The following is a 23,809-nucleotide window of genomic DNA, read 5'->3' on the forward strand; positions in this document are numbered from 1 at the left end:
GGTGGCGGCTTCGCCTGACCCGGCCTACAGCATCCGCTCCTTCCCGTCAGCCCGCGCAAGCGAAGCGCCGCCGGGTTTGCTGCGCACTCCGGGCGGGCGATGAACCGGCTCTGGACAGATGTCGGGTGGCGGCTTCGCCTGACCCGGCCTACAGCATCCGCTCCTTCCCGTAGGCCCGCGTAAGCGAAGCGCCGCCGGGTTTACTGCGCACTCCTCGCGGGCGATAAACCGGCTCTGGACAGATGTCGGGTGGCGGCTTCGCCTGACCCGGCCTACAGCATCCCCTCCTTCCCGTAGGCCCGCGCAAGCGAAGCGCCGCCGGGCAATTCCCCGTTCCTACTCCCGAATAAACCTCGGCGGATCGAAGGCGGTAATCGGCGGTAGCGGTTCACGCCATGGTTCGATCTCTACCCGGCAGGTCTGGGCGCTACAGCCCTGTCCCAGGCGCGAACTGCCGCGATCTTCGGTCAAGACGTTCGGATTTCCATGCTTGTCCAGCGAACCTTTGACCTTCGGATCCAGCGGATCGTACCAGGCCCCCGTTGACATCTGCACCACCCCTTCGAGGATCTGCTCGCTAAGATGCACCCCGGCGAGAATCGCCCCGCGGGCGTTATACACCTTCACCACGCTACCCTCGACGATGCCCCGCGCCTGCGCATCCTGCGGATGCATCCACAGCGGCTCCCGGCCCTGAATTTTCGTCGCTCGGCTGACGCTGCCGTGATCGTACTGGCTGTGCAGACGGGTGCGCGGCTGACTGGAGAGCAGATGCAGGGGCCAGCGCTCGGCCTCCGTCTGCTGCCGGGCCGCCTCTTCTGCATCCCACCACGGATGGCCCGGGCATTCGCGATAGCCAAAAGCGGCAATCGTTTCCGAGTAGAGTTCAATCTTGCCTGAAGGAGTGGAGAGCGGATAGCGCTGCGGGTCGGCGCGGAACTCCGCCAGAAAGACCTGCGGTTTTTCCGGGGCACGGTATTCCAGCACGCCCTGCTGCCAGAACGCATCGAACGAAGGCAGCTCAATCCCCTCTTCCTGTGCCCGCGGCCGGGAGTCTTCGTAAATCTGTCGCAGCCACTGGCCGGCATCCCGCCCTTCACTAAACCGCTCGCCAATGCCCAGCCGTGCCGCGAGATCGCAGAAAATCGCGTAATCGTCGCGCGCCTCGCCCACCGGCGGGATCTGGGCGCTCATGGCGATCATAAAGCCGTCGTGCCCACCGCTGCCGATATCTTCACGCTCCAGCGAGGTGGTTACCGGCAACACGATATCGGAGAATTTAGCCTGCGCGGTCCAGTACTGCTCGTGGACCACCACCGTTTCCGGCCGCCGCCACGCTTCACACAGCTGGTTGAGATCCTGGTGGTGATGGAACGCGTTCCCCCCCGCCCAGTACACCAGGCGGATATCAGGGTAGCGCAGATGCTGGCCGTCAAACTCGTACTCCTCGCCGGGATGCAGCAGCATATCCGCCAGTCGCGCCACCGGGATCACGCTGCTGACCGCATTTTCCCCGGCCGGTAAGCGCGGGCCGGAGAACGCTTTACGCGCGGCTCCCGCCAGGTTGGTGCAGGCGTAGCCAAAGCCCAGCCCGCCGCCCGGAGTGCCAATTTGCCCCAGCAGCGCGGTCAGCGCTACCGTAGCCCAGTAGGCCTGTTCCCCCTGGCGCGCGCGTTGAATGGACCACGAGATATTCACCATCGTGCGCTGGCTGGCCATCATCCGCGCCAGAGAGACGATCTGTTGTTCCGCGATACCGGTAATCGCCGCCGCCCAGCGCGGCGTTTTCGCTATCCCGTCGCTCTCCCCGAGCAGATAGGCACGATACGGTTCAAAACCTACCGTATGGCTGGCGACAAACTGCGCATCGTACAGTGATTCGGCTATCAGCACGTGGCACAGCGCCAGCAGCAGCGCCGTATCGGTGCCCGGACGAATCGCCAGCCACTGCGCGCTCTCCACGGCGCTGAGATCGTTACGCACCGGGCTGATGTTAACAAAGCGCGTTCCCCCCTCCTGCATTTTATCCAGCCAGTGCTTCAGCATATGGTCATTGGCGCCGCCGCCGTTGACCTGCGCATTACGCAGCGGTAAACCGCCGATGGCGACAAACAGCTGGCACTCGCGCGCCAGCTCAGAGAAATGAGTGTGCTGGCGGTGCAGCGGACTGAGCGGCCCGAGCACATGCGGTAAAATGCGTTCCCCGGCGGCGCTGCTGTAGGTATTAGTGCTGGCGGTGTAACCGCCGAAGGTTTTCAGGAAACGATGCAGCTGGCTCTGGGCGTGGTGAAAACGTCCGGCGCTGGCCCAACCGTAGGAGCCGCCAAAAATCGCCTCGTTGCCGCAGCGCGTCTTCACCGACGTCAGCTCGCGGGCCAGCAGATCAAGCGCCACCTCCCAGCTCACCTCCACGAAAGGTTCTGTGCCACGCCCCTCGCGGGAAGCCGGGCCATTCTTCAGATAGCCTTCTCGCACCGCCGGACGGCGAATGCGCGCATTGCCGGTGACCGCATCGGGGAGCGATTGACCGATACGTGAAGGAGACTTATCCCAGGGAACCGGCGTGACCGCAGCGATATGGCCATCGCGGGCCTGAACCTGCCAGGTTCCCCAGTGCATCACGGTCAGATTATGCTGTTTTCTCATAGTGCCTGTTTTCTTCTCACCCGCTAAAGAGCGCTATAATAGAGCGCGATGCTCGGCAAGATAAAACGCCACCCGCCATATAATATGCTGGATATATAGCAATTAACCCCTCACACTTCCCGGCCCGACAGGTTATTTACCAGATTTCACATCAGCTAAACCATAATAATTAAGCAGCAACGATTATTTGCACTGAAAATAACGCACCAGCTTTAATATCCACAATATAAAAGAGGGTTAAATTATCCATCATGAAATATTTTCAGCTTGCCGATGATAAAATTAAGTTTTCCTCGGCTAATCCTGCGATATAACATTACTGGAATAACTTAGACGTATTTCGTATTTGAGGTTGCGTGCTCGTTATTGTCATGCTACGAGTCCGCAGCTACCTTCATCACAGGATCATAATAAGAATGTCGCAGAGAAAAAAATTATTACCCGCCGCGCTGGGTCTGCTCTCGCTCGTCTCCGTTAGCGCGTCAGCCGCAGAAGCCCTTTCGCTCCAGGGGAAGACCATTGGCGTCGCCGTGGTTGGCACCCAGCACTTCTGGGATCGTGAAGCCTATAAAGGCGCCACCGAACAGGTAGAGAAACTGGGTGGTAAAGTGATCGGCGTCGATGGCGGCCGCGATAATCAGGTCCATGCCAACAACCATGATATTTTACTGTCACGTAAAGTCGATGCGGTAATTAGTATTCTCGGCGACAGCGCTGTCGAACCTAAATTCAAAGCGCTGCGCGACGCTGGCATTCCGGTATTTACCGTCGATCATGTGTCAAAATACTCGGTCAATAACACGACTTCCGACAACTACACCCTCGGCTCAACCATTGGCCGCTATATGGCGGACGAATTAGGCGGTAAAGGCAACGTTGCCGTATTCAATGCGTTCTCCAGCTCCCTGCGTATTTGCGGGATTCGTTACGATCAGTGGAAATATGTCCTTAAGGATTATCCGGACATTCATATTATCCAGCCGGAGCTGGCCGAACAGTTTGCCAATTCCCCGGAAGACGCGCGGAAGAAAACCCTCGAATTACTCAGCCAGTATCCTAAAGGCAAACTCGATGCCATTCATGTCGCCTGCTGGGATCAGCCGGCCATCGGTATCGTTCAGGCGCTGGAAGAGACCGGCCGCGATAAAGATGTGAAGGTTACCGCTATCGATGCCGGTCCGGAAACGCTGGAGATCATGGCCGAGCCAAATAGCCCGTTCGTCGCCAACGTGGCTCAGCAGCCTCATCTGATTGGCCAGACCTCCGCCGATAACGTCGCGCGCTACTTCGCCAAAGAGAAACTGCCGCTGCAGACCTTTATTCCGGTGGTCCCGGTCAAAGGGCCGCAGGAGGCGAAAGCAGTCTATAAACAGCTGGGATATGGCGAACTGCAGTGATCACTCAATCCTCCGGCGGGACTCACCCCGCCGCTGGTCTGGCGATGAACCAGATCAGCAAAAGCTTTGCCAACGTGACTGCATTAAATGCGGTCACGCTGCTTCTGAATCCCGGCGAAATTCACGGTCTGATCGGCGAGAACGGCGCCGGAAAATCGACGCTGATCAAAATCCTCGCGGGCGTTTACCAGGCCGATAGCGGCAACGCCACCCTCGACGGCGCGCCGCTGCCGCTGGGTAATCCGGCGGCGATTGAAGCGCTGGGCATCCGCGTCATTCACCAGGAGCTCAATCTGATCCCCCACTTTACGGTGGCGGAATCGGTGTTCCTCGGCCAGGAGTACCGTACCCGCTGGGGGGCGCTGGACCGGCGGCGAATGAATGCCGCCACCGCGGCGTTTTTCCGCGACAGCTGGCAGCTGGAAATCAATCCTCGCCGCCTGATCCGCGACCTCAGCCTCGCTGAACGCAAGCTGGTGCAGATAGCCCGCGCGCTGATCGACGGCGCGGCAAAGCTGGTGGTATTCGATGAGCCTACCGCACCGCTGGAAGCGCAGGAAGCCAGCCTGGTCTCCTCGGCGATTCTGCGCCTGCGGCAGCAGGGGATCGCGATTCTCTATATTTCTCACTATCTCAATGAAATCGCCGCCCTGTGCGATCGCGGCACGGTACTGCGTAACGGCGAGGTCGTCGGCTACCCCGATCGGGCGCTCCTGCAGAACACCGATGCGCTGATTAAAATGATGGTCGGGCGCGATATCGAACAGCTCTATACCCCGCGTCAGAGCAGCGCTCATCAGGTCGATACCGCCGTGCCGGTCCTGTCGGTACGCCAGCTCAGCGACGGTGCGCAATTAAACGCTATTACCTTTGATATTCAGCCGGGAGAGATCGTCGGCGTCGCCGGTCTGCTGGGCGCCGGCCGCGACGTGCTGGTCGATCTGCTTTACGGGCTGCGCCGCGCCCGCAGCGGCACGATTAGCATCGACGGCCAGCCGAAGCGGCTGCGTACGCCGTATCAGGCCACCCGCGCCGGCATGGCGCTGGTGCCGCGCGACCGTCGCCATCAGGGGCTGATTCTTCCCTTCTCCACCGCCGACAATATTAATCTCGCCTCCCTGCCGCAGACCGCCACCTTCGGCTGGGAGCATCGCGGCCGGGCGCTGGAAAAAGCGCGCAGCTGGATCGACCGGCTCTCGATCCGCCCCGGTCGTCCGGAACTGCCGGTGCGTTTTATGAGCGGCGGCAACCAGCAAAAAGCCATTCTGGCCCGCTGGCTGGGTACCGACGCACGGCTCTTTATTCTCGATGAACCCACTCTTGGGGTCGATATCGGCGCCCGCAGCGATATTTATCAGCGCACCCGCGAGCTGGCGGATCGCGGACGCGCGGTACTGGTCTCCTCCAGCGATGCGCCGGAGCTGCTGGGCCTTTGCGACCGCATCCTGGTGATGTGGCGCGGCGAGCTGGTGGCTAATCTTCCGACCCGGGGGCTGACGCTCGACGCGCTGCTGGCGACGATTAACGGTGGACAGGAACAACAGGTATGAGTGCAGGTATCCAGCGCCGCCCGCTTCCGGGCATAACGACGCTTATCGAAAAATTCCCGCTGATTCTCTTTTTTGCACTGCTGGTCTGGCTCAGCCTCCAGTCGCCTTTCTTTTTAAGCTGGCAGAATATCAGCATGATGCTGGTGCAGAGCGTGCCGCTGGCGATCCTCTGCTTCGGCCTGGTGTGCGTGATTGCCGTCGGCGGCGATGACGTGGTCTCCGGCGGTATCGACCTCTCGCTTCCCGCTATCGCCGTGCTCGGCGTCGCCCTGCTGAGCCTCGGGATGGTCGAATGGAACACTCCGTATCTGCTGCTGTTACTGCTGCTGATCGCGGTCTCCCTCGCCTGCGGAGCGGTGAACGCGATACTGGTGCTCGCCGCCGGCCTGCCGCCGCTGCTGGCGACGCTGTCGACTTCCGTCGCCTTTACCGGCCTGACGGATCTGCTGACCGGTCAGCGGCGCATCGCGGTCAACGACCCGCTCATGGTCGCTTTTCGCGACAACGCGGTGCTCGGGGTTCCCTGGCCGCTGATCTATCTGCTGGCGGTATTCGTGCTGTTTCAGTTTTTGCTCCATCACTCCCGTTTCGGCCAGCACTTACAGGCGGTAGGCGGCAACCGCGATATGGCGCAGATGAGCGGCCTCAACGTCCGTCGTCTGACGATTATGGTCTGGCTACTGGCCGGGATCGCCGCCGGGCTGGCGATTTTGCCGCTGCTCAGCCAGGGCTCCGGTAGCTCCAGCGGCACGGCAACGCCGTTACTGCTGGAAACTGTCCTCGCCACCTTTATCGGCGCGGCGTTCTCGCGGCGTCGCGTGGTCACCATCTGGGGGGCGCTGCTCGGGGCGGTACTGGTCAACGCGCTCTCCAACGGCCTTGGCCTGCTGGGGGTGAATATCTTCTGGATGGGCGCCATCAAGGGTGGCCTGATCCTCATCGTCCTGGCGGCCTCGGCGGTCAGGCATCAAGGAGGCCGCTGATGAGTCAGCTGACGCTCAAATCCTCAGCCAACCGGTCGGGCAGCAGCCCGCTGGCGTGGCTGTCGCGGGCCGGGTTCGGCATTATTACCCTGCTGGCGGTCGCCCTGTTTGGCTGGGCCAACCCGGTCTTTCTGACCCTCGATAACTGGGCGAATTTACTCCAGGGAAGCGCCATTCTGCTGATTGTGGCGATGGCGATGACCTTAATCGTCAGCGCCGGCGCCATCGACCTGTCGGTAGGCGTGGCGCTCGATTTCGGTGCCGCCTTTGCGCTGGTCGCCTTAAAAACCTGGCACCTGCCGTGGCAGGCGGCGGTGGGCTGCGCCCTGCTTGGCGGGGTGATGATTGGCCTGCTGAATGCCTTCCTGATCCTTATCTGCCAGATTCGTCCCTTCCTCGCCACCCTCGGCACCTGGTTTATCGCCAGCAGCGCCGAACGCATCTATACCGACGGCGGCGGCTCTATCTCCTATCGCAGAATGGCTCCTGAGTATCATGACCTGGCGGTCGGCAATATCGCCGGCATTCCGACGCCGGTGGTGATTGTCCTCGCGCTGGGGCTGGCGGCCTGGCTGATAACCGAACGCACGCTGTTTGGCAAATATGTCCGCGCCGTCGGCCAGAACGGCGAAGCGGCGCGCATCGCCGGGATCCGCGATCGCCTGACTCTGCTGTGGGTACTGGTGGCGGCCTCGGCGCTGTGCGCCGTCGGCGGCGTTATTCTTTCCGCCAACCTGCGCCAGTTTACGCCGCTGGCCGGTCAGGCCTATTTGATGGACGCTATCGCCGCGGTATTTATCGGCACCGCCTTTAACCGACTGGGTCGGGTCAGCATCGCCGGTACCCTCGGCGGCGTGCTGTTCCTCGCCATTATTGATAACGGCCTGAACCTGATGGGGCTCAACTACCTGGTGAAAGATGCGCTGGTTGGCGTGATTCTGGTGGTGGCGCTGGCCCTCTCCTTCTGGCAGGCGCGTCTGCGCCAAACCCATCGTTAAGTGGAGCATTTATGGCAGCCTTTGACGCCGTCTTTGTCGGCCTGACTATTCTTGATATCGCCGGTCGCCCGGTGATGGACATCCCGCCGCGCGGCGGGGTGGCCTTTATCGAACAAATTCGCCTTAACCCTGCCGGTACCGCCGCCGGAGCCAATATTAACGCCGCAAAGCTGGGCATTCGTACCGCAGCGGTCGCCTGCCTTGGCGAAGATGAAAAAGCCGATTTTATCCTTGCCAGCTATGCGCGGCTGGGGATCGACTGCTCGCTGATCCAGCGCACGGCGCAGCAGGAAACGTCGGCGACGATCCTGCCGATCCGTCCCAACGGCGAGCGCCCGGCACTGCACTGCCGGGGCGCTTCCGATGCCCTTTTCGTCGGCGAAGAACAATTTGACGCGATTCTCAACTGCCGCTTCCTGCACCACGGCGGCAGCGGCCTGCTGGCGGCGATGGATCGCGGGCAAAGCGCCCTGCTGCTGCAAGAGGCAAAGGCCCGCGGCGTCACCACCAGCTTTGATTTGATCGCCCCCAACGAGCAGACTCTGGATCTGTTGCGCCCGCTGCTGCCGTCGGTGGACTATTTTATGCCTTCGCTGGAAGAGGCAAGCGACCTCAGCGGGCGCACCGACCCCGCCGACATCGCCCGTTTCTTCTTCGATCTGGGCGTCGGGACCTGCATTCTGAAGGATGGCGAAAACGGCTCGTGGCTGCTGAGCGGCGACGGTGGCGTCGAACATATCGCACCGTACCGGGTCGATGCCGTTGATACTACCGGCTGCGGCGACAGCTACTGCGGCGGCTTTATTGCCGCGCTGGCCCGCGGGATGAGCGTGAAAGAGGCCTGTGAAGTCGCCTCCGCGGTCGCCGCGCTGGTGGCGACCGGGTTAGGCTCAGACGCCGGAGTGGTCGACTGGGATCATACCCTGGCGTTTATGGCGGCCAACCGGGCCGGATAATCTCCGGCCCGCGGCTTAGCGCCACTGATAGAGCAGCGGCTCGCCAGCGACATAGCGCTGGAGGTCGGCGGCAATCATCGCCGTATGCTTAGCGATGCTCTCCCGCGTCGCCCCGGCAATATGCGGCGTGATGATCACGTTAGCAAACTCAGTGATAAACGGATGGTCGCGCCACAGCGGTTCACGGTGATAGACATCCAGCGCCGCGCCGCCGAGCGGGCCATGACGCAGCGCGTGAATCAACGCCTCTTCATCCACCACCGCCGCCCGCGAGGTGTTAATCAACAACGCGCCGGGCTTCATGCTATTCAACAACGCCGCGTTCACCAGACCATCGCTGTGCGGGCCGCTGCTCAGATGTAAGCTCACGATATCCGCCGCGCGGAACAGTCCCTCAAGCGTTGTTTTCTGTAGACCCGGCTCGTTGATCTCTTCGGCGGCGACAAACGGATCCACTACCAGCACCGCCATGCCAAACGCCCGCGCAATACGCGCCACCCGGCGACCGATATTGCCATAGCCAATCAACCCCAGGGTTTTGTTGCGCAGCTCGCTGCCTTTAAATACTTCATAGGGACTCTCCGGGCTCACGTCCCACACTACATCGCGGCGCAGTCCGCTCTGCGTGGCCTGCGTGGCGTTCTCGGCGCGGGTAAACTCACCGCGTTTCAGCGCCGCATGGGACTGCGGAATATGCCGCGCCAGGCTCAACATCAGCCCAATGGTCAGCTCCGCCGCGGCGTCCGCATTGCGCCCCGGCGTATAGAGCACGCGGATACCACGGGCCTGAGCGGCTTTGATATCAATGTTCACCGGATTGGCGCGGGTGCAGGCGATGACCTGCAGTCGCGGGCAGGCGGCAATCACCTCTTCCGTCACATCGTCATAGCTGGTGATCAGAACCTCGGCATCATGGGCCAGCTCAATCAGCTGGCCCGCGCTCAGTTTCGGTTTGCCCAACGCCCAGCCTTCCACCAGCAGCTCGCCGAGTTGCTGAAAGGCTGCGAGATCGCCGGAATGTTCGGCGGTAAAAACGATTTTCATGAATGTTGTTCCTGAGAAAGACGGTGAAGAGCATCCTGTCGGGCCTGCCAGACCGGCAGCATCTGCTCGCGCAGCAGCCGGTAAACCGGGTACAGGGCAGCGTAGCGGGCGTGGGCCTGCGGATCGGGCTGATAGCGGGTCTGCTCCAGCCGGGGATAGTGCGCCAGCGCGCCGACGCTGCGGGCGGCCAGAATCGCCGCCCCGCGCGCGCTGAGTTCATTAAAGGTACTGGAGACCACCGTGCGCCCGGTACAGTCGGCAATGATTTGCAGCCAGGTTGCCGAGGCCGCGCCGCCGCCGGTCAGGTACAGTTCGCCCCCCTGCGGATAGCCCTGCAGCGAGTCGACGATGGCGTAAGCCAGGCCTTCAAACACCGCCCGCTGCAGTTCCGCGCGGGTGGTATGCTGGCTGATGCCAAAATAGCCGGCCCGCGCATCGGGGCTGAAAAACGGCGCGCGTTCGCCGTTGAGGTAGGGCTGCCAGAAGACGCCGCCGCTGCCCGGTTCGACATCGGCGATAGACTGCTCCAGCAGCTGGAGGTCCGCCGTCAGGGAAATATGCTGTTGCAGCCAGTCAATATTCGGCGTACCGGCCTGCATCGGGAAGAGATTGATAAAGCTCCCCGACTCGGTGTGGGTGACATAGCGAGTCCCCTCATTCACCGCCTGACGACCGTGGCAGACAATCCCGGTACAGCAGGTGGTGCCGAGAATGGTGTAGATATCGCCATCGTTGACCGCTCCGCAGCCCAGCGCGGCGCTGCAAACGTCGAGCGCGCCGGCGGCCACCGGCGTGGCGGCGGGGAGTCCGGTGAGGGCGGCGACCTCATCGCGCAGCGTGCCGGCCGGCGCATCGGGGGCCAGCCGCGGCGGGAACAGATGCTGCAGATCGGCCAGCCCCATTTCATTAAGCACAACCGCCGACAGTTCGCCGCTGTGCTGATTGAGCAGCGAAGTGCTGGCGTCGGTAACATCCAGCGCCGCCACCCCGGTTAAGCGAAAACGCACCCAGTCTTTGGCGAAAAACAGATAGTGCGCCTGCGCCAGCCGCTCCGGTTGATAATGCCGGAGCCAGCTCAACTGCATGCTGGTATTGCACGGCTGCAGGTGAGTGCCGGTGTCAGAGAAAAAGCGCCGGTCGAAACCCGGACGGCGTAACAGCTCGCTCATCAGCTCGCGGCTGCGGGTGTCGCTCCACAGGATCCCCGGGCCCACCGGTTCGCCCTCGGCATCGCTCAGCCAGACGCCTTCGCCCTGCCCGGCAAGGCCGATCGCCCGCAGACGTCCGGCCTTCAGTTCCGGCTGTCGGGCAATCTGTTGCAAAATGGTCAACACCGACTGCCACAGCTGCGCCATATCCTGCTCGGCATGACCGTTCGCCGACAGGCGCGGGCCGGTATTCTCCGCCGCGCTGGCCCGTGCCTGAAAATGCTCATCAAACAGCACCGCTTTAACGCGCGAGGTGCCGATGTCGATTCCGAGATAAAAATCCATGCCTGACCCGTTAGTGGAGTGAAATTTAGTCGCGCTCGTAGCGGCGACGCATCAGCTCGCACTCGAACAGAAACTCCAGTCCTTCCAGCTGACGGCGGGCCTCATTAATATCTTTGCCCCAGCAGGTCAGGCCGTGGCCGCGCAGCAGGAAGCCATAGCGCAGCGGATTGGTCTGCGCATAATCTTCAATGCGCGCCGCCAGGGCGTCGATATCCTGGTCATTATCGAAAATCGCCACCGGGACGGTATCGAGATGACTGTGCTGACCGGTCAGGGTTTTCTGCATTTCATAGCCCTGCAGCGCCAGCGTCCCGCTCTTCTCGATGCGCGACAGCACCGTCGCGTTGACGGTATGGACGTGCAGCACGACGTTAGCCTCAGGGAACAGGCGATACACCAGGGTATGCAGACCGGTTTCAGCAGAAGGTTTACGCCCGGAAGGCGCTTTATTGCTGGCGATCTCGACCTGGAGGAAATCCTCCGTCGTCAGGCTGCCTTTATCGCGTCCCGACTCGCTAAGCCAGCACCAGGTCTCATCCTGACGCACCGACATATTGCCGCCGGTCGCCGGCGCCCAGCCTTTCGCGCCGATCCAATGACAGGTGGTGACCAGTTGCGCGAGTCTTTCTTGCCACATAGCAGTTCCTTAGTTTAGCGATGTTAATTTGAGAACCTTTACGGCAGGTGTTGCAGGCAGTCTCGACACCGACAGCGCGGCACACCCGGAACGTACACCGGGTACGTGAGAGGGTGAGCCTGCCCAGGTCCAAAATGGCCAATAAAATAGCCTGGAGAAAGGTTCTTTAGCCGTCTAAATGGCTATTTACCCGATACTAACACCGCCAGCTTAAGTGAACAATATTTCAGGAAAGGCTTACATTGATAATGGTTATATCAGAAATGCATATGAAATTACTGCTTTTAACAATGATATAACCGAACGTTTTCATGAAGCCCCTATTACCAACTACCGGTGGTCAAAAAGACGGGGGATCGTTCTGCAGGAAAGAAGTGCGATGGGTCCGCAAAAATCGGGCGCAAAATGTGTAGAGACGGTGATGCCCGACAAGATCGTCAGGTGCGGGATTGCCGGCATAACAACCCAGCGCCGCCGCTCCCTGTCCGATCGTTGATCGCGTCCGCGTCGCGGAAACTGCCCGGTAACGCCAGCCCCCAGCCAACAGAAATGCGAGCACAATCGCTAAATCTCAGCGCCAGCCTGGGTAATCCGCCGGCCGCTGCCCCATCGCGGGGCAAAACTTTGCACCGTGCACACTATTCTGGCAAACATCGGCTGATAAACGACTTTTTATGTGCACACTGCCCATCGCATTGTGTCACCCATGCCTTGATTTTGTTGGCATATCTCTTGCTACCTCTCTGCCATCGCCATTCGGATAGCCACTCAGAGGTTCCACAATGTCAAACAGCAATGATTTTCCGCTCGTCGAAGCGCCCGCCTCCGGGCGTAAGGGCCTGTTTTCGATCTCCATGGTTCTGTTCAGCTTTACCTTTTTTACCGGCACGATGTTCGCCGGCGGCAAACTTGGCGTCTCTTTTTCGATCGTCAATCTCCTGTGGATTGCGGCGATCGGTAACTTTCTGCTGGCTCTGTATGCCGCTTCCCTCGGCTGGATTGCCGCACGCAGCGGGCTGAATACCGTACTGATGGGCCGTTTTTGTTTCGGGGAAATCGGCAGCAAGCTCGCCGATTTTATTCTCGGCTTCGCCGAACTGGGCTGGTACGCCTGGGGTACCGCGACGGTCGCCATCTCGCTGGTCAAAATCCTCGCCCTGCCCGCCGCCATGACCATCCCGCTGATGATCCTGTTCGGTATCCTGTTCTGCGTCACCGCGCTGGTGGGCTACAAAGGGCTGGATGCGCTGTCGCGCGTGTCGGTGCCGCTGATGTTCATTCTGCTGGTGGTCTCGATGTACCTGGCCGCCCACCACGCCGGCGGCTGGCAGGCAATGACCAAAATCGAACCGGGCGAAACCATGACCTGGTCGGCGGCGATCACCATGGTCTTCGGCACCTTCGCCAGCGGCGCCACCCAGGCGACCAACTGGACGCGGCTGGCTAACTCCAGCCGCACCGCCATCCTCGCCAGTATGGGCAGCTTCCTGATCGGTAACGGGTTGATGATTGTGGCCGGCGCCTGGTGCGCCATCGTTTATCAGCAGGCCGATATCGTGGAAGTGCTGATTTTGCAGGGGCTGTCGGTCGCCGCGGTGGTGATGCTGTGCCTCAACCTACTGACCATTCAGGGGCCGACGATTTATAACGTCTCGGCGGCCGCCTGCCACCTGCTGCGCAGCGAGCGCCGCCGCACCCTGACCGTGGTCGCCGCCGGCGTTGGCATTCTGCTGGCCATTGGCGGGATGTATGAAATGCTGATTCCTTTCCTGGTGCTGCTGGGCAGCATCATTCCGCCCATCGGTGGCGTTATCCTCGCCGACTACTGGTTTTATCGCGGCGGCCGCTATCCGCGGCTGCACACCGCCCGCTTACCGCGTTTTAACTGGCTGGGGCTGAGCGCCTACGCCGTGGGCGCGGTGGTGGCTTACCTGTCGCCGTGGATCGCCCCGCTGGTTGGCATTACCGTTTCCGCGCTGGTCTATATCGCGCTGACTCGTCTGAGCAAACGTCAGCCCGCCGCTGATTCGGTCGCGGAGCAGGAGTCATGAGCCTGACGGTCAGCGAAATCCTCGCTCTCGAGGGACTCTCGGCGATGCGGCTGCGCGCGGGGCAGCAGGGGCTCCAGCTGGCGGTGCGCTGGTACTACGTCGCGGAAAATGAAAATATCGCCGAATGGATCATGGGCGGAGAGCTGGTGTTTATCACCGGGATCAACCATCCCCGCGATGAAGACAACCTGATCCATCTGCTGATGGAGGGCAAGCAGCGCGGGATCGCCGGCATGGTGATCCTCACCGGGGACCAATATATTCAGACGATCCCGCCGCGATTGATCGCGCTGGCGGACGAGCTGGGCATTCCGCTGATCGAACAGCCCTATCTGCTCAAAATGGTGATCGTCACCGAACGCATCGGTACCGCGCTGGTGCGCAGCGAAAACGCGCTGCAGTCGCAGCGCGATATTCTGCTGCAGCTGTTAACCGGCGACTATCCCGATCTGCAAATCCTGCATCAACGCGCGCTCCACCAGCAGCTGGATTTTACCCGCCCGCTGCGAGTGGCGGCCCTGCGCCTGGAAGGGATCCCGCGCCTGTTTCGCCAGCTTCCGCCGGAACAGGCCGAAGCCTGGCTCCAGCAGGCCCGCCGCACCGTGCGCCAGCGCCTGCAGCAGCAGCTCAATCAGCAGGGCAACCCCTTTCCCCTGGTCGAACGCAGCAATATGTTTCTTTTCCTGCTCCCGGATGAAGAAGGCGAGTTTTATCAGCACAAAAAGTGGCTCCAGGCGTGGCTGTATGCGCTGGCGGAAGGCGATGACGGGCTGTCGCTGCTGTGCGGTCTTTCGGCGCCGGTGCAGCAGCTGCAGGGCTATCAGCGGGCGCTGTCGCAGGCGCGTCAGGCGCTGGACCTCAGCGATAGCCTGCGTCCGGCCCAGCGTATCAGCGATTACCAGCAGCTGGGCTTTATCAAGCTGCTCTCCGCCGTCAGCGACCCCACCCTGCTGAGTGATTTTATGCACGACACCCTCGGCTGCCTGATCGAGCCCGATCGTAAAAGTCCGTGGCTGCTGATGGAGACGCTGGAAACGCTGCTTCAGGAGAGCGGTAACGTGGTCAGGGCCGCCGAGCGACTGGGCATTCACCGCAACACGCTGCATCAGCGTATTCAACGTATTGAAAAGCTGACCCGCAATCCGGTCAGCCATCCGCAATTTCATCTCAACGCTTCGGTCGCCCTGGCGATCTGGCGTATGTCGCAAAACCATTTACGGGAACAACCATGAAAATCATCAACGCGCGTCTGCGCCATCAAGAAGCGCTCTATACCCTTGAATTACAGGACGGTCTGATTAACAGCATCACTCCGCAGGCCGCCGCGCAGGCGGCTGAAACCAGCGATATCGACGCGCAGCAAAAGCTGGTTATCCCGCCGTTCGTCGAGCCACATATCCACCTGGATGCTACCCTGACGGCGGGCGAGCCGGAGTGGAATATGAGCGGTACGCTGTTCGAGGGTATCGCCCGCTGGAGCCAGCGTAAAGAGAGCGTCACGGTAGAAGATACGCGCCAGCGGGCGCTGAAAACGATCGGTATGCTGCGCGATAACGGCGTACAGCACGTGCGCACCCACATCGATGTCACCGACCCCTCCCTGACCGCGCTTGAAGCGATGCTGGAGGTGAAAAAAGAGGCCGCCCATCTTATCGACCTGCAGATCGTCGCCTTTCCGCAGGAGGGCATTGAGTCCTTCCCCGGCGGGCGCGAGCTGATGACCCGCGCCATCGAAATGGGCGCCGACGTAGTGGGCGGCATTCCGCACTACGAAAACACCCGCGATAAGGGCGTCAGCTCCCTGAGCTTTTTAATGGACCTGGCCCAGCGCCACGGCTGCCTGGTGGACGTACACTGCGATGAAACCGACGACCCGCAGTCGCGTTTCCTCGAAGTGCTGGCGGAAGAGGCCCGGGTGCGCGGCATGGGCGCGCAGGTCACCGCCAGCCATACCTGCGCGATGGGTTCCTACGATAACGCCTACTGCTCGAAACTGTTCCGTCTGCTCAAGGCCTCGGGCATCAACTTTATCTCCTGCCCGACCGAAAGCATTCACCTGCAGGGGCGCTTCGACAGCTGGCCGAAACGCCGCGGCGTGACGCGGGTGGCGGAGCTGGACCGCGCCGGGATTAACGTCTGCTTTGCTCAGGACTCCATTCAGGATCCGTGGTACCCGCTGGGCAACGGCAACATCATGCGCATTCTCGACGCCGGGCTGCACATCTGCCATATGCTGGGCTATGAAGATTTGCAGCGCTGTCTCGATCTCATTACCGACAACAGCGCCCGTACGCTGTGCCTCGGCGACAACTACGGTATCGCCGAAGGCCGCCCGGCAAACCTGCTGATCCTTGATGCGCATAACGACTATGACGCGGTGCGCCGTCAGGCCAAAGTGCTGACCTCCATTCGTCACGGCAAGATCATTATGCAGCGCCAGGCGGAACAGATTCACTACCCGGCCTAAGCGCAACGTTGACGCGGTACGCATCCCGCGTCAACCCGCTGCTCGCGCAGGGATTTATGTGATACCTTCTTACTACTTTTTTGTGCCGACCATGGGCTCCCGCGTCGGCATGGGCTTACTAAGAACAACCCGTACCCTGACACTATGAGCGAAAAAAAATGGATTAAGGCTGAGGATGTTGCCCGGCTCGCTGGGGTCTCCCGTTCCGCGGTATCCCGCACCTTTACGCCCGGCGCATCGGTGGCGGAAAAAACCCGGCAGAAGGTCCTCGCCGCGGCGGAAACGCTGGGCTATCAGGTCAATATCATCGCCCGCGCGATGAATACCGGCAGCAGCAACTTTATCGGCATCGTCACCGCCGGGTTTGATAACCCGTTCCGCAGCAAGCTGCTGTCGCCGCTGGTCCACCAGCTGGCGCTCAACGGGTTTATGCCGCTGCTGATGAACGCCGACGATCCGCAGCAGCTCGCCCCGTCGCTCAAGCAGCTGCTGAGCTATCACGTCGCGGGCGTCATTATCACCTCCGGAGCGCCGCCGCTGTCGCTGGCGGAGGAGTATCTGGAGCGAAAAATCCCGGTGACGCTGATCAACCGCCACGCCGATCTGGCCGGCTGCGATCGCGTATGCAGCGACAACGCGCAGGGGGCGAAGCTGGTGGCCGACCTGTTTGTTCAGCGCCAGTGGCGACAGGCCGGGTTTATCGGTGAAAGTCTGGATAACTTCAGCACCCGGCAGCGCTACGACGCGTTCATTGCCCATGCGCAAGGCATCGACGTTGCCGCGCACTTCTGCGAAAGCAGCGGCTATCAGGCGGGCTTTAGCGCCGCCAGGCAGCTGCTCGCCGCGCATCCGCAGCTGCAGGCGCTGTTCTGCGCCACCGATATGCTGGCGCTCGGCGCGCTGGACGGTCTGCGGGCGGACAATCCTGCCGCCTCGCTACCTGCCATTATCGGATTCGATGATATCCCGCAGGCGGACTGGCAGCCCTACCAGCTGACCACCGTGCAGCAGAATACCGCTCTGCTCGCCCACCATGCGGTGGATCTCCTGGTCACGAGGATCGCTAAATTCAACCTGCCGTCACGTCATCGCGAAGTGCCAGTGAAACTAATTGTTCGTCAGAGCGCGAAATGAAAAATTCATTTTATGCCAGCACGATCACAGAATATTATTTTTAATCCATCCACACTCACTTCGCCCTTCGGGGCTGTTTTTTTCACATACAATGCACACGTGTGCAAAATGGAGAATAAGCATGAAATCCCTGGAATCAGATGCGCTGCAGGCCCGCTATCGCCTGGCCTGCGAGCTGGCGCAAGCCGGTGCTGAACTGGCATTCGAATACTATCAGCAGCGCGACCGGCTGGCGGTGGATCATAAAGGCGACGACCTGCAGGACGTGGTCAGCGTCGCCGATAAGCGGGTCGAGGCGTTTGTTAAGCAGCGCATTATCAGCGCCTTTCCGCAGGATGGTTTTCTCGGCGAGGAGAGCGGAACGCAGATGCCTGACGCCCGCGTGCTGTGGGTTGTCGACCCTATCGACGGCACCAGCTGTTTTCTTAACGGTCTGCACACCTGGTGCCTGTCGATGGCCATCGTCGCCGATGGCGAACCGGTTATCGGCGTGGTGTACGACCCCAACCATCGCGAGCTGTTCCACGCCCTGAAAGGCCAGGGCGCATGGCTCAACGATGCGCCCATCGCTCCGCATCCGGCGACGACGGTCAAAGAGGGGGTGATGGGCGTCGGGACTTCGCACCGCGTGACGCCAGCGGTTTTTCTGCCCTTTCTCAATGCGCTGCTTAGCGACGGCGGCATGTTTATCCGCAACGGCTCCGGAGCGCTGATGAGTGCCTGGGCAGCGGCTGGCCGGCTCATCGGTTACTACGAACCGCACATGAACCCGTGGGACGGGCTGCCGGGGCTGGTGCTGATGCGCGAAGCCGGCGGCCTGAGCAATGACTATCTGGCGGAGGATGGGATTCGTCATGGCAACCCGCTGCTGCTGGCCAGCAAGACGCTCTATCCACAATTAAAAAACATGCTTTATCACCCATTACCTTAACCCGTATCGGGTCAGGCTTTATCTGATTATGTACTCTACACAAAGACAATATGCCCTCAATAATTCGAGTTGCAGGACAAGGCACTTTTGCCGTGAACAGCGCTTGCGCTGGCCCCGAAGGGGCGAGGCCGGGTAACGCGGCAAGTGAGCGGGGTGAACGACAAATCTGTCTGGAACAGATTTGAACGCCGTGTAGCGGCTGCCCGTAAGGGCGAGGCCCATGAATGGGTCGAGTAGACCGCAGCCAACGCACATGCAACTTGAAGTATGACGGGGATAAACCTCACGGACGAACCACGCTAATCAGTCAGGCCTCCGACCTTCGGAGATACCATTATGTCTGGAAGAATTATCGCATTTTTTCGCGCTTCGCCGCCCAAAGCAGGCGCGCAGTTCGATGAACAACGCTTTCGCCGCGTACGCTGGCAAACATTTTTAGCCATGACCGTCGCCTACGTGACCTTTTACGTCTGTCGGCTGTCATTTACCGTCGCCAAAAGCGCGCTCGTCGAGCTGGGTATTTCTCCTACCGAGCTGGGCATGATCGGCTCGGCGCTGTTTTTCAGCTACGCCATCGGCAAACTGGTTAATGGTTTCGTTGCCGATCATGCCAATGTGGTTCGCTATATGAGTCTCGGCCTGCTGCTGAGCGCCGGGATGAACCTGATGATGGGGATGACCAGCAATGCCCTGCTGCTGGCGGTTTTCTGGGGGATCAACGGCTGGGCGCAATCGATGGGGGTCGGTCCCTGTGCGGTATCGCTGGCCCGCTGGTACGGTTATAAAGAGCGCGGCACCTTTTATGGTATCTGGTCAACCGCCCACAACATCGGCGAAGCGCTGACCTACATGGTGATCGCCGCCGTCATTGCGGGTTTTGGCTGGCAAATGGGCTATTTGTCCACGGCAGCGCTCGGCGCCGTCGGGGTGGCGCTGTTGCTGCTGTTTATGCGCGACTCACCGCAAAGCTGCGGCTTCCCGTCAATCAACGTGATTCGCGACGAACCGCAGGAAGGGGCGGAAGTCCGCGGCTCGGTGTTTAAAAACCAGCTGCTGGCGCTGCGCAATCCGGCCCTGTGGACGCTGGCAATGGCCTCGGCGTTTATGTATATCGATCGCTACGCGGTGAACTCGTGGGGGATCTTCTTTCTCGAGCAGGATAAAGCCTACTCTACCCTTGAAGCCTCCGGAATTATCGGGGTTAACGCCATCGCGGGTATTGCCGGCACCATTATCGCCGGCGTGCTCTCCGACCGCCTCTTCCCGCGTAACCGCAGCGTGATGGCCGGGTTTATCAGCCTGCTCAACACCGGAGGCTTTGCGCTGATGCTCTGGTCGCCGCACGGCTACTACACCGACATTCTGGCGATGATTATCTTCGGCGCCACCATTGGCGCATTGACCTGCTTCCTTGGCGGACTGATTGCGGTCGATATTTCGTCGCGCAAAGCCGCGGGGGCAGCGCTCGGCACCATCGGTATCGCCAGCTACGCGGGTGCGGGACTCGGCGAGTTTCTCACCGGCATCATCATCGATAAAACATCGATTATCGAAAATGGCAAAACGCTGTACGACTTCAGTACGCTGTCGCTGTTTTGGGTAGGCGCCGGCCTGATGTCCGCGCTATTCTGTTTTACCACCGCGGCGATTGTCGCCAGACGACACGCGATAGAACGCCAGACCTCATTCTCGTCGTAACCATTTAATCTATAAGGAATATTTTATGATGCCTGTACGACATCAGGTTTTACTACGCTTGTTGTTTGCCTGCGCCCTGCCGCTGCTGGTCGCACCGGGGCATGCCGCCGCGCAGTTTGAGCTGGAAAAAGTGGTTGAACTCAGCCGCCACGGCATTCGCCCGCCGACGCCGGGCAACCGGGAAGCCATCGACGCCGCGACCCAGCGTTCGTGGACCCAGTGGACCACCCGCGACGGCGAGCTGACCGGCCATGGCTATGCCGCGGTGGTCAATAAAGGGCGCGAAGAGGGCGTGCGCTTTCGCCAGCTGGGCCTGCTGACGGCGGGCTGCCCGGCGAACGGCGAAATTTACGTTCGCGCCAGCCCCCTGCAGCGCACGCGGGCCACCGCCCAGGCGCTGGTGGACGGCGCCTTTCCCGGCTGCGGCGTAGCCATTCATTACGTCAGCGGCGACGCCGATCCGCTGTTTCAGACCGATAAGTTTGCCGCCACGCAAACCGATCCCGCCCGCCAACTGGCGGCAGTGAAAGAAAAAGCCGGCGATCTGGCACAGCGTCGGCAGGCGCTGGCTCCGGTGATTCAGCTGCTGAAAAATGCGGTCTGCGTGCCGGACAAACCTTGTCCGGCGTTCGACCAGCCGTGGCAGGTCGAGCAGAGCAAAAGCGGCAAAACGTCGATTAGTGGACTGAGCGTGATGGCCAATATGGTTGAGACGCTACGCCTGGGCTGGAGCGAAAATCTGCCTCTCAGCCAGCTGGCGTGGGGTAACATCACCCGCTCCAGCCAGATCACCGCCCTGCTGCCGCTGCTGACGGAGAACTACGATCTGAGCAACGATGTGTTTTATACCGCGCAAAAACGCGGTTCGATTCTGCTCAACGCCATGCTGGAGGGGGTCAAAGAAGGCGCCACGCCGGACGTGCGCTGGCTACTGCTGGTGGCGCACGACACCAATATCGCCATGGTGCGTACGTTAATGGATTTTAGCTGGCAGTTGCCGGGGTACAGCCGGGGCAATATCCCGCCGGGCAGCAGCCTGGTCCTGGAACGCTGGCGCGATACCCATAGCGGTAAACGCTATCTGCGCGTCTACTTCCAGGCGCAAAGTCTGGACGATTTACGTCGTCTGCAAATCCCGGACAGCCAGCATCCGCTGCTGCGCCAGGAGTGGCGTCAAGCGGGCTGCCAGACGACCGAAGTCGGAACCCTGTGCCCTTACCAGGCGGCGCTGACAACGCTCGGCCGGCATATCGATCCGCACGCGGCTCCGGCGGTCGATATGGTTCTGCCGTGATTGGGCGATCGTGCCCGCACGCTTGTCAGGCGGCGGCTGACGCCTTTCCTGACCGACAAAAGCCGATCTGATCCCGCCCCGTAAGCCCGGTAAGGCGTCAGCCGCCGCCGGGTATTTTAAAGAGGCGCGTTACTCATATAGCCTGACAGGAAGCGATGGGAATCACTGCGCTTTAACTCAGGCTTTTTCCGCTGCAAACGCCCCGGCCGCCACCTGTTCCGGGGTGACCACGCCGCTATCCAGCACCCAGCCGCTAATTAATGCCGCGGGGGTGACGTCAAATGCCGGATTGTAAACGGCGGCATCTTTCGGCGCCCACTGCACCGCGCCAAAGCTGCCGGTGACGCCGGTCACTTCCGCTGGCGCCCGCTGCTCAATCGGAATCGCCTCGCCGTTCGGACAGTGGCGATCGAGGGTGGTTTGCGGTGCCGCCACGTAGAACGGAATACCGTGATACTTCGCCAGTACCGCCAGGGAATAGGTGCCGATCTTATTCGCCACATCGCCGTTAGCGGCGATCCGGTCAGCCCCGACCCATACGGCGTCAACCTCTCCTTTGGCCATCAGGCTGGCGGCCATCGAATCGGTAATCAGCCGGTAAGGCACCCCCAGTTCACCCAGCTCCCAGGCGGTCAGCCGACCGCCCTGCAGCAGCGGTCGCGTCTCGTCGACCCAGACATTTTCCACCAGCCCGCGCTGATGGGCCAGCGCAATCACCCCCAGCGCCGTCCCTACGCCCGCCGTTGCCAGACCGCCGGTATTACAATGCGTCAGCAGGCGGCTGCCCGGCGTCACCAGTGCGCTGCCCGCCTCGGCGATGCTGGCGCATAGCTGTTTATCTTCTGCGATCAGACGCAGCGCTTCCTCTTCCAGTGCCTGGGCATGATTCTCTTCCGCCAGCGCCAGCTTCATGCGATCGAGATTATTCATCAGGTTTACCGCCGTCGGGCGCGCGGCCCGCAGCGTTTCCAGTGCCTGGGCCAGTTCATCCCGGCTGAGGCCGCGCCGGGCCAGAAGCGCCAGCAGCAGGCTGGCCGACAGGCCGATTAGCGGCGCCCCGCGTACCCGCAGGGCGTGAATATGGTCCACCAGCAACGAAACGTTATCCGCCGCCAGCCAGCGTTTTTCCTGCGGCAATGCCTGCTGATCAAGAATAAAAAGCTGATTTTCGCTTACCCGCAGGCTGGTGGTCTGTAGTGTCTGCATATCGTTAAATCCCTGTTGCGTTGTTGTATCACATTGTGTCAGGATGAAATCCAGAAGTATAGACGTCTGAACGGCTTAATCAGAACTTTTGAGGATCGAGGCAATGTCGCAATACCATACCTTCACCCCCGGCGATGCCGTGGCATACGCACAACAATTTGGCGGCATCGATGACCCGTCGGAGCTGGTGTCCGCGCAGGAAGTGGGGGACGGTAACCTCAACCTGGTCTTTAAGATTTATGATACCCACGGCGTGAGCCGCGTTGTCGTGAAGCAGGCCCTACCCTACGTTCGCTGCGTCGGTGAATCCTGGCCGCTGACCCTCGACCGCGCTCGTCTCGAGGCGCAAACCCTGGTGGCACACTACCAGCACGCCCCGCAGCACACGGTGAAAATCCACCACTTCGACCCCGAACTGGCGGTGATGGTGATGGAAGATCTCTCCGATCATCGTATCTGGCGCGGCGAGCTGATTAACAATGTTTACTATCCGCAGGCCGCCAGCCAGCTGGGGGAATATCTGGCCCAGGCGCTGTTTCATACCAGTGATTTCTACCTCCATCCGCATGAGAAAAAGGCTCAGGTCGCCCGGTTTATCAATCCGGAGATGTGCGAAATCACCGAAGACCTGTTTTTCAACGACCCGTACCAGGTTCACGAACGCAATAACTACCCGGCCGAACTGGAAGCTGAAGTGGCCGCCCTGCGTGACGACGCGTCGCTCAGGCTGGCAGTCGCGTCGCTGAAACATCGCTTCTTCTCGCATACCGAAGCATTGCTACACGGCGATATTCACAGCGGCTCCATTTTTGTTGCCGAGGACAGTTTTAAAGCCATCGATGCGGAGTTCGGCTATTTCGGCCCGATAGGTTTTGATATCGGTACCGCCATCGGCAACCTGCTGCTGAACTACTGCGGCCTGCCGGGGCATCTGGGCATTCGCGATGCCGCCGCGGCTCGCGAACAGCGTCTGCACGATATTCAGACGCTGTGGAATACTTTTGCCGAACGCTTCCACTCTCTGGCAGCGGAGAAAACGCGCGATGCGGCGCTGGCCTGGCCCGGCTATGCCTCCGCGTTCCTGAAAAAAGTATGGAACGACGCGATTGGCTTCTGCGGCACCGAGCTGATTCGCCGCAGCGTCGGCCTGTCCCACGTCGCCGATATAGAGACGATTCAGGATGAGGCCATGCGCCACGAGTGCCTGCGCCACGCAATCACCCTGGGTAAAGCGCTGATTGTGATTGCCGACCGTATCGACAGCGTCGAAGAGCTGGTGGCACGGGTGCGCCAGTACAGCTAAGCGCAGTCTGTAGGCCGGGTG

The 23,809-nt window shown here is 60.8% G+C and carries 19 protein-coding genes; 14 read left to right on the forward strand and 5 right to left on the reverse strand.

Going from position 1 to position 23,809, the window contains the following annotated elements:
• Positions 1-336 precede the first annotated feature (336 nt).
• Complete coding sequence (locus tag Q1L34_RS19195; protein WP_069476137.1) at positions 337-2,646, reverse strand: molybdopterin-dependent oxidoreductase; 2,310 nt, start codon at positions 2,644-2,646, stop codon at positions 337-339.
• 416 nt (positions 2,647-3,062) lie between these two features.
• On the opposite strand from Q1L34_RS19195, the gene Q1L34_RS19200 reads away from it, so the two are divergent.
• Genes Q1L34_RS19200 through Q1L34_RS19220 form a run of 5 tightly spaced genes read left to right on the forward strand, consistent with a single transcriptional unit; the run spans position 3,063 to position 8,530 of the window.
• A complete protein-coding gene (locus Q1L34_RS19200) occupies positions 3,063-4,043 on the forward strand; it encodes a sugar ABC transporter substrate-binding protein (RefSeq protein WP_004859454.1) in 981 nt (326 codons plus the stop codon).
• Between the two features lie 44 nt (positions 4,044-4,087).
• On the forward strand, positions 4,088-5,593 hold the full coding sequence (locus Q1L34_RS19205) for a sugar ABC transporter ATP-binding protein (protein WP_155075374.1): 1,506 nt from the start codon (positions 4,088-4,090) through the stop codon (positions 5,591-5,593).
• Complete coding sequence (locus tag Q1L34_RS19210) at positions 5,590-6,576, forward strand: ABC transporter permease (protein ID WP_004859449.1); 987 nt, start codon at positions 5,590-5,592, stop codon at positions 6,574-6,576. The genes Q1L34_RS19205 and Q1L34_RS19210 overlap by 4 nt, the downstream gene beginning before the upstream one ends.
• Positions 6,576-7,574: an ABC transporter permease gene (locus tag Q1L34_RS19215; RefSeq protein ID WP_327204241.1), complete on the forward strand. Its 999-nt coding sequence runs from the start codon at positions 6,576-6,578 to the stop codon at positions 7,572-7,574. Before Q1L34_RS19210 ends, Q1L34_RS19215 begins: the two co-directional genes overlap by 1 nt.
• Before the next feature lie 11 nt (positions 7,575-7,585).
• Entirely contained in the window at positions 7,586-8,530 is a 945-nt protein-coding gene (locus Q1L34_RS19220; protein WP_048024616.1) for a carbohydrate kinase family protein, read from the forward strand.
• A 15-nt stretch (positions 8,531-8,545) separates the two neighbouring features.
• On the opposite strand, the gene Q1L34_RS19225 is transcribed toward Q1L34_RS19220, so the two are convergent.
• Genes Q1L34_RS19225 through Q1L34_RS19235 form a run of 3 tightly spaced genes read right to left on the reverse strand, consistent with a single transcriptional unit; the run spans position 8,546 to position 11,704 of the window.
• Entirely contained in the window at positions 8,546-9,574 is a 1,029-nt protein-coding gene (locus Q1L34_RS19225; protein WP_004859441.1) for a 2-hydroxyacid dehydrogenase, read from the reverse strand.
• Positions 9,571-11,067, reverse strand: a complete 1,497-nt coding sequence (locus tag Q1L34_RS19230; protein WP_004859438.1) for an FGGY-family carbohydrate kinase — start codon at positions 11,065-11,067, stop codon at positions 9,571-9,573. The genes Q1L34_RS19225 and Q1L34_RS19230 overlap by 4 nt, the downstream gene beginning before the upstream one ends.
• 25 nt (positions 11,068-11,092) lie before the next feature.
• The gene (locus tag Q1L34_RS19235) at positions 11,093-11,704 is read right to left on the reverse strand and encodes a methylthioribulose 1-phosphate dehydratase (RefSeq protein ID WP_004859435.1); all 612 of its coding nucleotides are present in this window, start codon (positions 11,702-11,704) and stop codon (positions 11,093-11,095) included.
• Positions 11,705-11,918: 214 nt separating this feature from the next.
• Here Q1L34_RS19235 and Q1L34_RS19240 point away from each other — a divergent pair, with 214 nt between their 5' ends.
• From Q1L34_RS19240 to Q1L34_RS19275, 8 genes are all read left to right on the forward strand, one after another.
• A complete protein-coding gene (locus tag Q1L34_RS19240) occupies positions 11,919-12,200 on the forward strand; it encodes a hypothetical protein (protein ID WP_123629085.1) in 282 nt (93 codons plus the stop codon).
• A gap of 286 nt (positions 12,201-12,486) precedes the next feature.
• On the forward strand, positions 12,487-13,755 hold the full coding sequence (gene codB, locus Q1L34_RS19245; protein ID WP_103073201.1) for a cytosine permease: 1,269 nt from the start codon (positions 12,487-12,489) through the stop codon (positions 13,753-13,755).
• Entirely contained in the window at positions 13,752-14,987 is a 1,236-nt protein-coding gene (locus Q1L34_RS19250) for a PucR family transcriptional regulator (RefSeq protein ID WP_054829394.1), read from the forward strand. The genes codB and Q1L34_RS19250 overlap by 4 nt, the downstream gene beginning before the upstream one ends.
• Positions 14,984-16,222, forward strand: a complete 1,239-nt coding sequence (codA, locus tag Q1L34_RS19255) for a cytosine deaminase (protein ID WP_004859424.1) — start codon at positions 14,984-14,986, stop codon at positions 16,220-16,222. The genes Q1L34_RS19250 and codA overlap by 4 nt, the downstream gene beginning before the upstream one ends.
• A 144-nt stretch (positions 16,223-16,366) precedes the next feature.
• Positions 16,367-17,356, forward strand: coding sequence for a LacI family DNA-binding transcriptional regulator (locus tag Q1L34_RS19260; protein ID WP_004859419.1), 990 nt, complete (start codon positions 16,367-16,369; stop codon positions 17,354-17,356).
• A 121-nt stretch (positions 17,357-17,477) separates the two neighbouring features.
• Complete coding sequence (locus Q1L34_RS19265) at positions 17,478-18,287, forward strand: inositol monophosphatase family protein (protein WP_004859418.1); 810 nt, start codon at positions 17,478-17,480, stop codon at positions 18,285-18,287.
• Positions 18,288-18,623: 336 nt separating this feature from the next.
• Positions 18,624-19,985: an MFS transporter gene (locus Q1L34_RS19270; protein WP_327204242.1), complete on the forward strand. Its 1,362-nt coding sequence runs from the start codon at positions 18,624-18,626 to the stop codon at positions 19,983-19,985.
• A 25-nt stretch (positions 19,986-20,010) separates the two neighbouring features.
• Complete coding sequence (locus tag Q1L34_RS19275; RefSeq protein WP_069476140.1) at positions 20,011-21,279, forward strand: histidine-type phosphatase; 1,269 nt, start codon at positions 20,011-20,013, stop codon at positions 21,277-21,279.
• Between the two features lie 177 nt (positions 21,280-21,456).
• Here the strand turns inward: Q1L34_RS19275 and mtnA are convergent, their stop codons facing one another.
• Positions 21,457-22,485 carry an S-methyl-5-thioribose-1-phosphate isomerase gene (mtnA, locus tag Q1L34_RS19280; protein WP_327204244.1) on the reverse strand — a complete coding sequence of 343 codons (1,029 nt, stop codon included), beginning with the start codon at positions 22,483-22,485 and terminating at the stop codon, positions 21,457-21,459.
• A 103-nt stretch (positions 22,486-22,588) separates the two neighbouring features.
• Here mtnA and mtnK point away from each other — a divergent pair, with 103 nt between their 5' ends.
• The gene (mtnK, locus tag Q1L34_RS19285) at positions 22,589-23,788 is read left to right on the forward strand and encodes an S-methyl-5-thioribose kinase (RefSeq protein ID WP_004859402.1); all 1,200 of its coding nucleotides are present in this window, start codon (positions 22,589-22,591) and stop codon (positions 23,786-23,788) included.
• Positions 23,789-23,809: the final 21 nt, after the last annotated feature.

It is taken from the genome of Klebsiella ornithinolytica (assembly GCF_030505655.1).
In the GTDB taxonomy this organism is placed as follows: Bacteria; Pseudomonadota; Gammaproteobacteria; order Enterobacterales; family Enterobacteriaceae; genus Klebsiella; species Klebsiella ornithinolytica.

Coding starts and splice junctions, on each gene's coding strand:
- Q1L34_RS19230 (WP_004859438.1), bottom strand. CDS start 11,067: ATGGATTTTTATCTCGGAATCGACATCGGCACCTCGCGCGTTAAAGCG.
- Q1L34_RS19220 (WP_048024616.1), top strand. CDS start 7,586: ATGGCAGCCTTTGACGCCGTCTTTGTCGGCCTGACTATTCTTGATATC.
- Q1L34_RS19195 (WP_069476137.1), bottom strand. CDS start 2,646: ATGAGAAAACAGCATAATCTGACCGTGATGCACTGGGGAACCTGGCAG.
- Q1L34_RS19205 (WP_155075374.1), top strand. CDS start 4,088: ATGAACCAGATCAGCAAAAGCTTTGCCAACGTGACTGCATTAAATGCG.
- Q1L34_RS19265 (WP_004859418.1), top strand. CDS start 17,478: ATGAAATCCCTGGAATCAGATGCGCTGCAGGCCCGCTATCGCCTGGCC.
- mtnA (WP_327204244.1), bottom strand. CDS start 22,485: ATGCAGACACTACAGACCACCAGCCTGCGGGTAAGCGAAAATCAGCTT.
- mtnK (WP_004859402.1), top strand. CDS start 22,589: ATGTCGCAATACCATACCTTCACCCCCGGCGATGCCGTGGCATACGCA.
- Q1L34_RS19200 (WP_004859454.1), top strand. CDS start 3,063: ATGTCGCAGAGAAAAAAATTATTACCCGCCGCGCTGGGTCTGCTCTCG.
- codB (WP_103073201.1), top strand. CDS start 12,487: ATGTCAAACAGCAATGATTTTCCGCTCGTCGAAGCGCCCGCCTCCGGG.
- Q1L34_RS19235 (WP_004859435.1), bottom strand. CDS start 11,704: ATGTGGCAAGAAAGACTCGCGCAACTGGTCACCACCTGTCATTGGATC.
- Q1L34_RS19260 (WP_004859419.1), top strand. CDS start 16,367: ATGAGCGAAAAAAAATGGATTAAGGCTGAGGATGTTGCCCGGCTCGCT.
- Q1L34_RS19250 (WP_054829394.1), top strand. CDS start 13,752: ATGAGCCTGACGGTCAGCGAAATCCTCGCTCTCGAGGGACTCTCGGCG.
- Q1L34_RS19225 (WP_004859441.1), bottom strand. CDS start 9,574: ATGAAAATCGTTTTTACCGCCGAACATTCCGGCGATCTCGCAGCCTTT.
- Q1L34_RS19275 (WP_069476140.1), top strand. CDS start 20,011: ATGATGCCTGTACGACATCAGGTTTTACTACGCTTGTTGTTTGCCTGC.
- Q1L34_RS19270 (WP_327204242.1), top strand. CDS start 18,624: ATGTCTGGAAGAATTATCGCATTTTTTCGCGCTTCGCCGCCCAAAGCA.
- codA (WP_004859424.1), top strand. CDS start 14,984: ATGAAAATCATCAACGCGCGTCTGCGCCATCAAGAAGCGCTCTATACC.
- Q1L34_RS19215 (WP_327204241.1), top strand. CDS start 6,576: ATGAGTCAGCTGACGCTCAAATCCTCAGCCAACCGGTCGGGCAGCAGC.
- Q1L34_RS19210 (WP_004859449.1), top strand. CDS start 5,590: ATGAGTGCAGGTATCCAGCGCCGCCCGCTTCCGGGCATAACGACGCTT.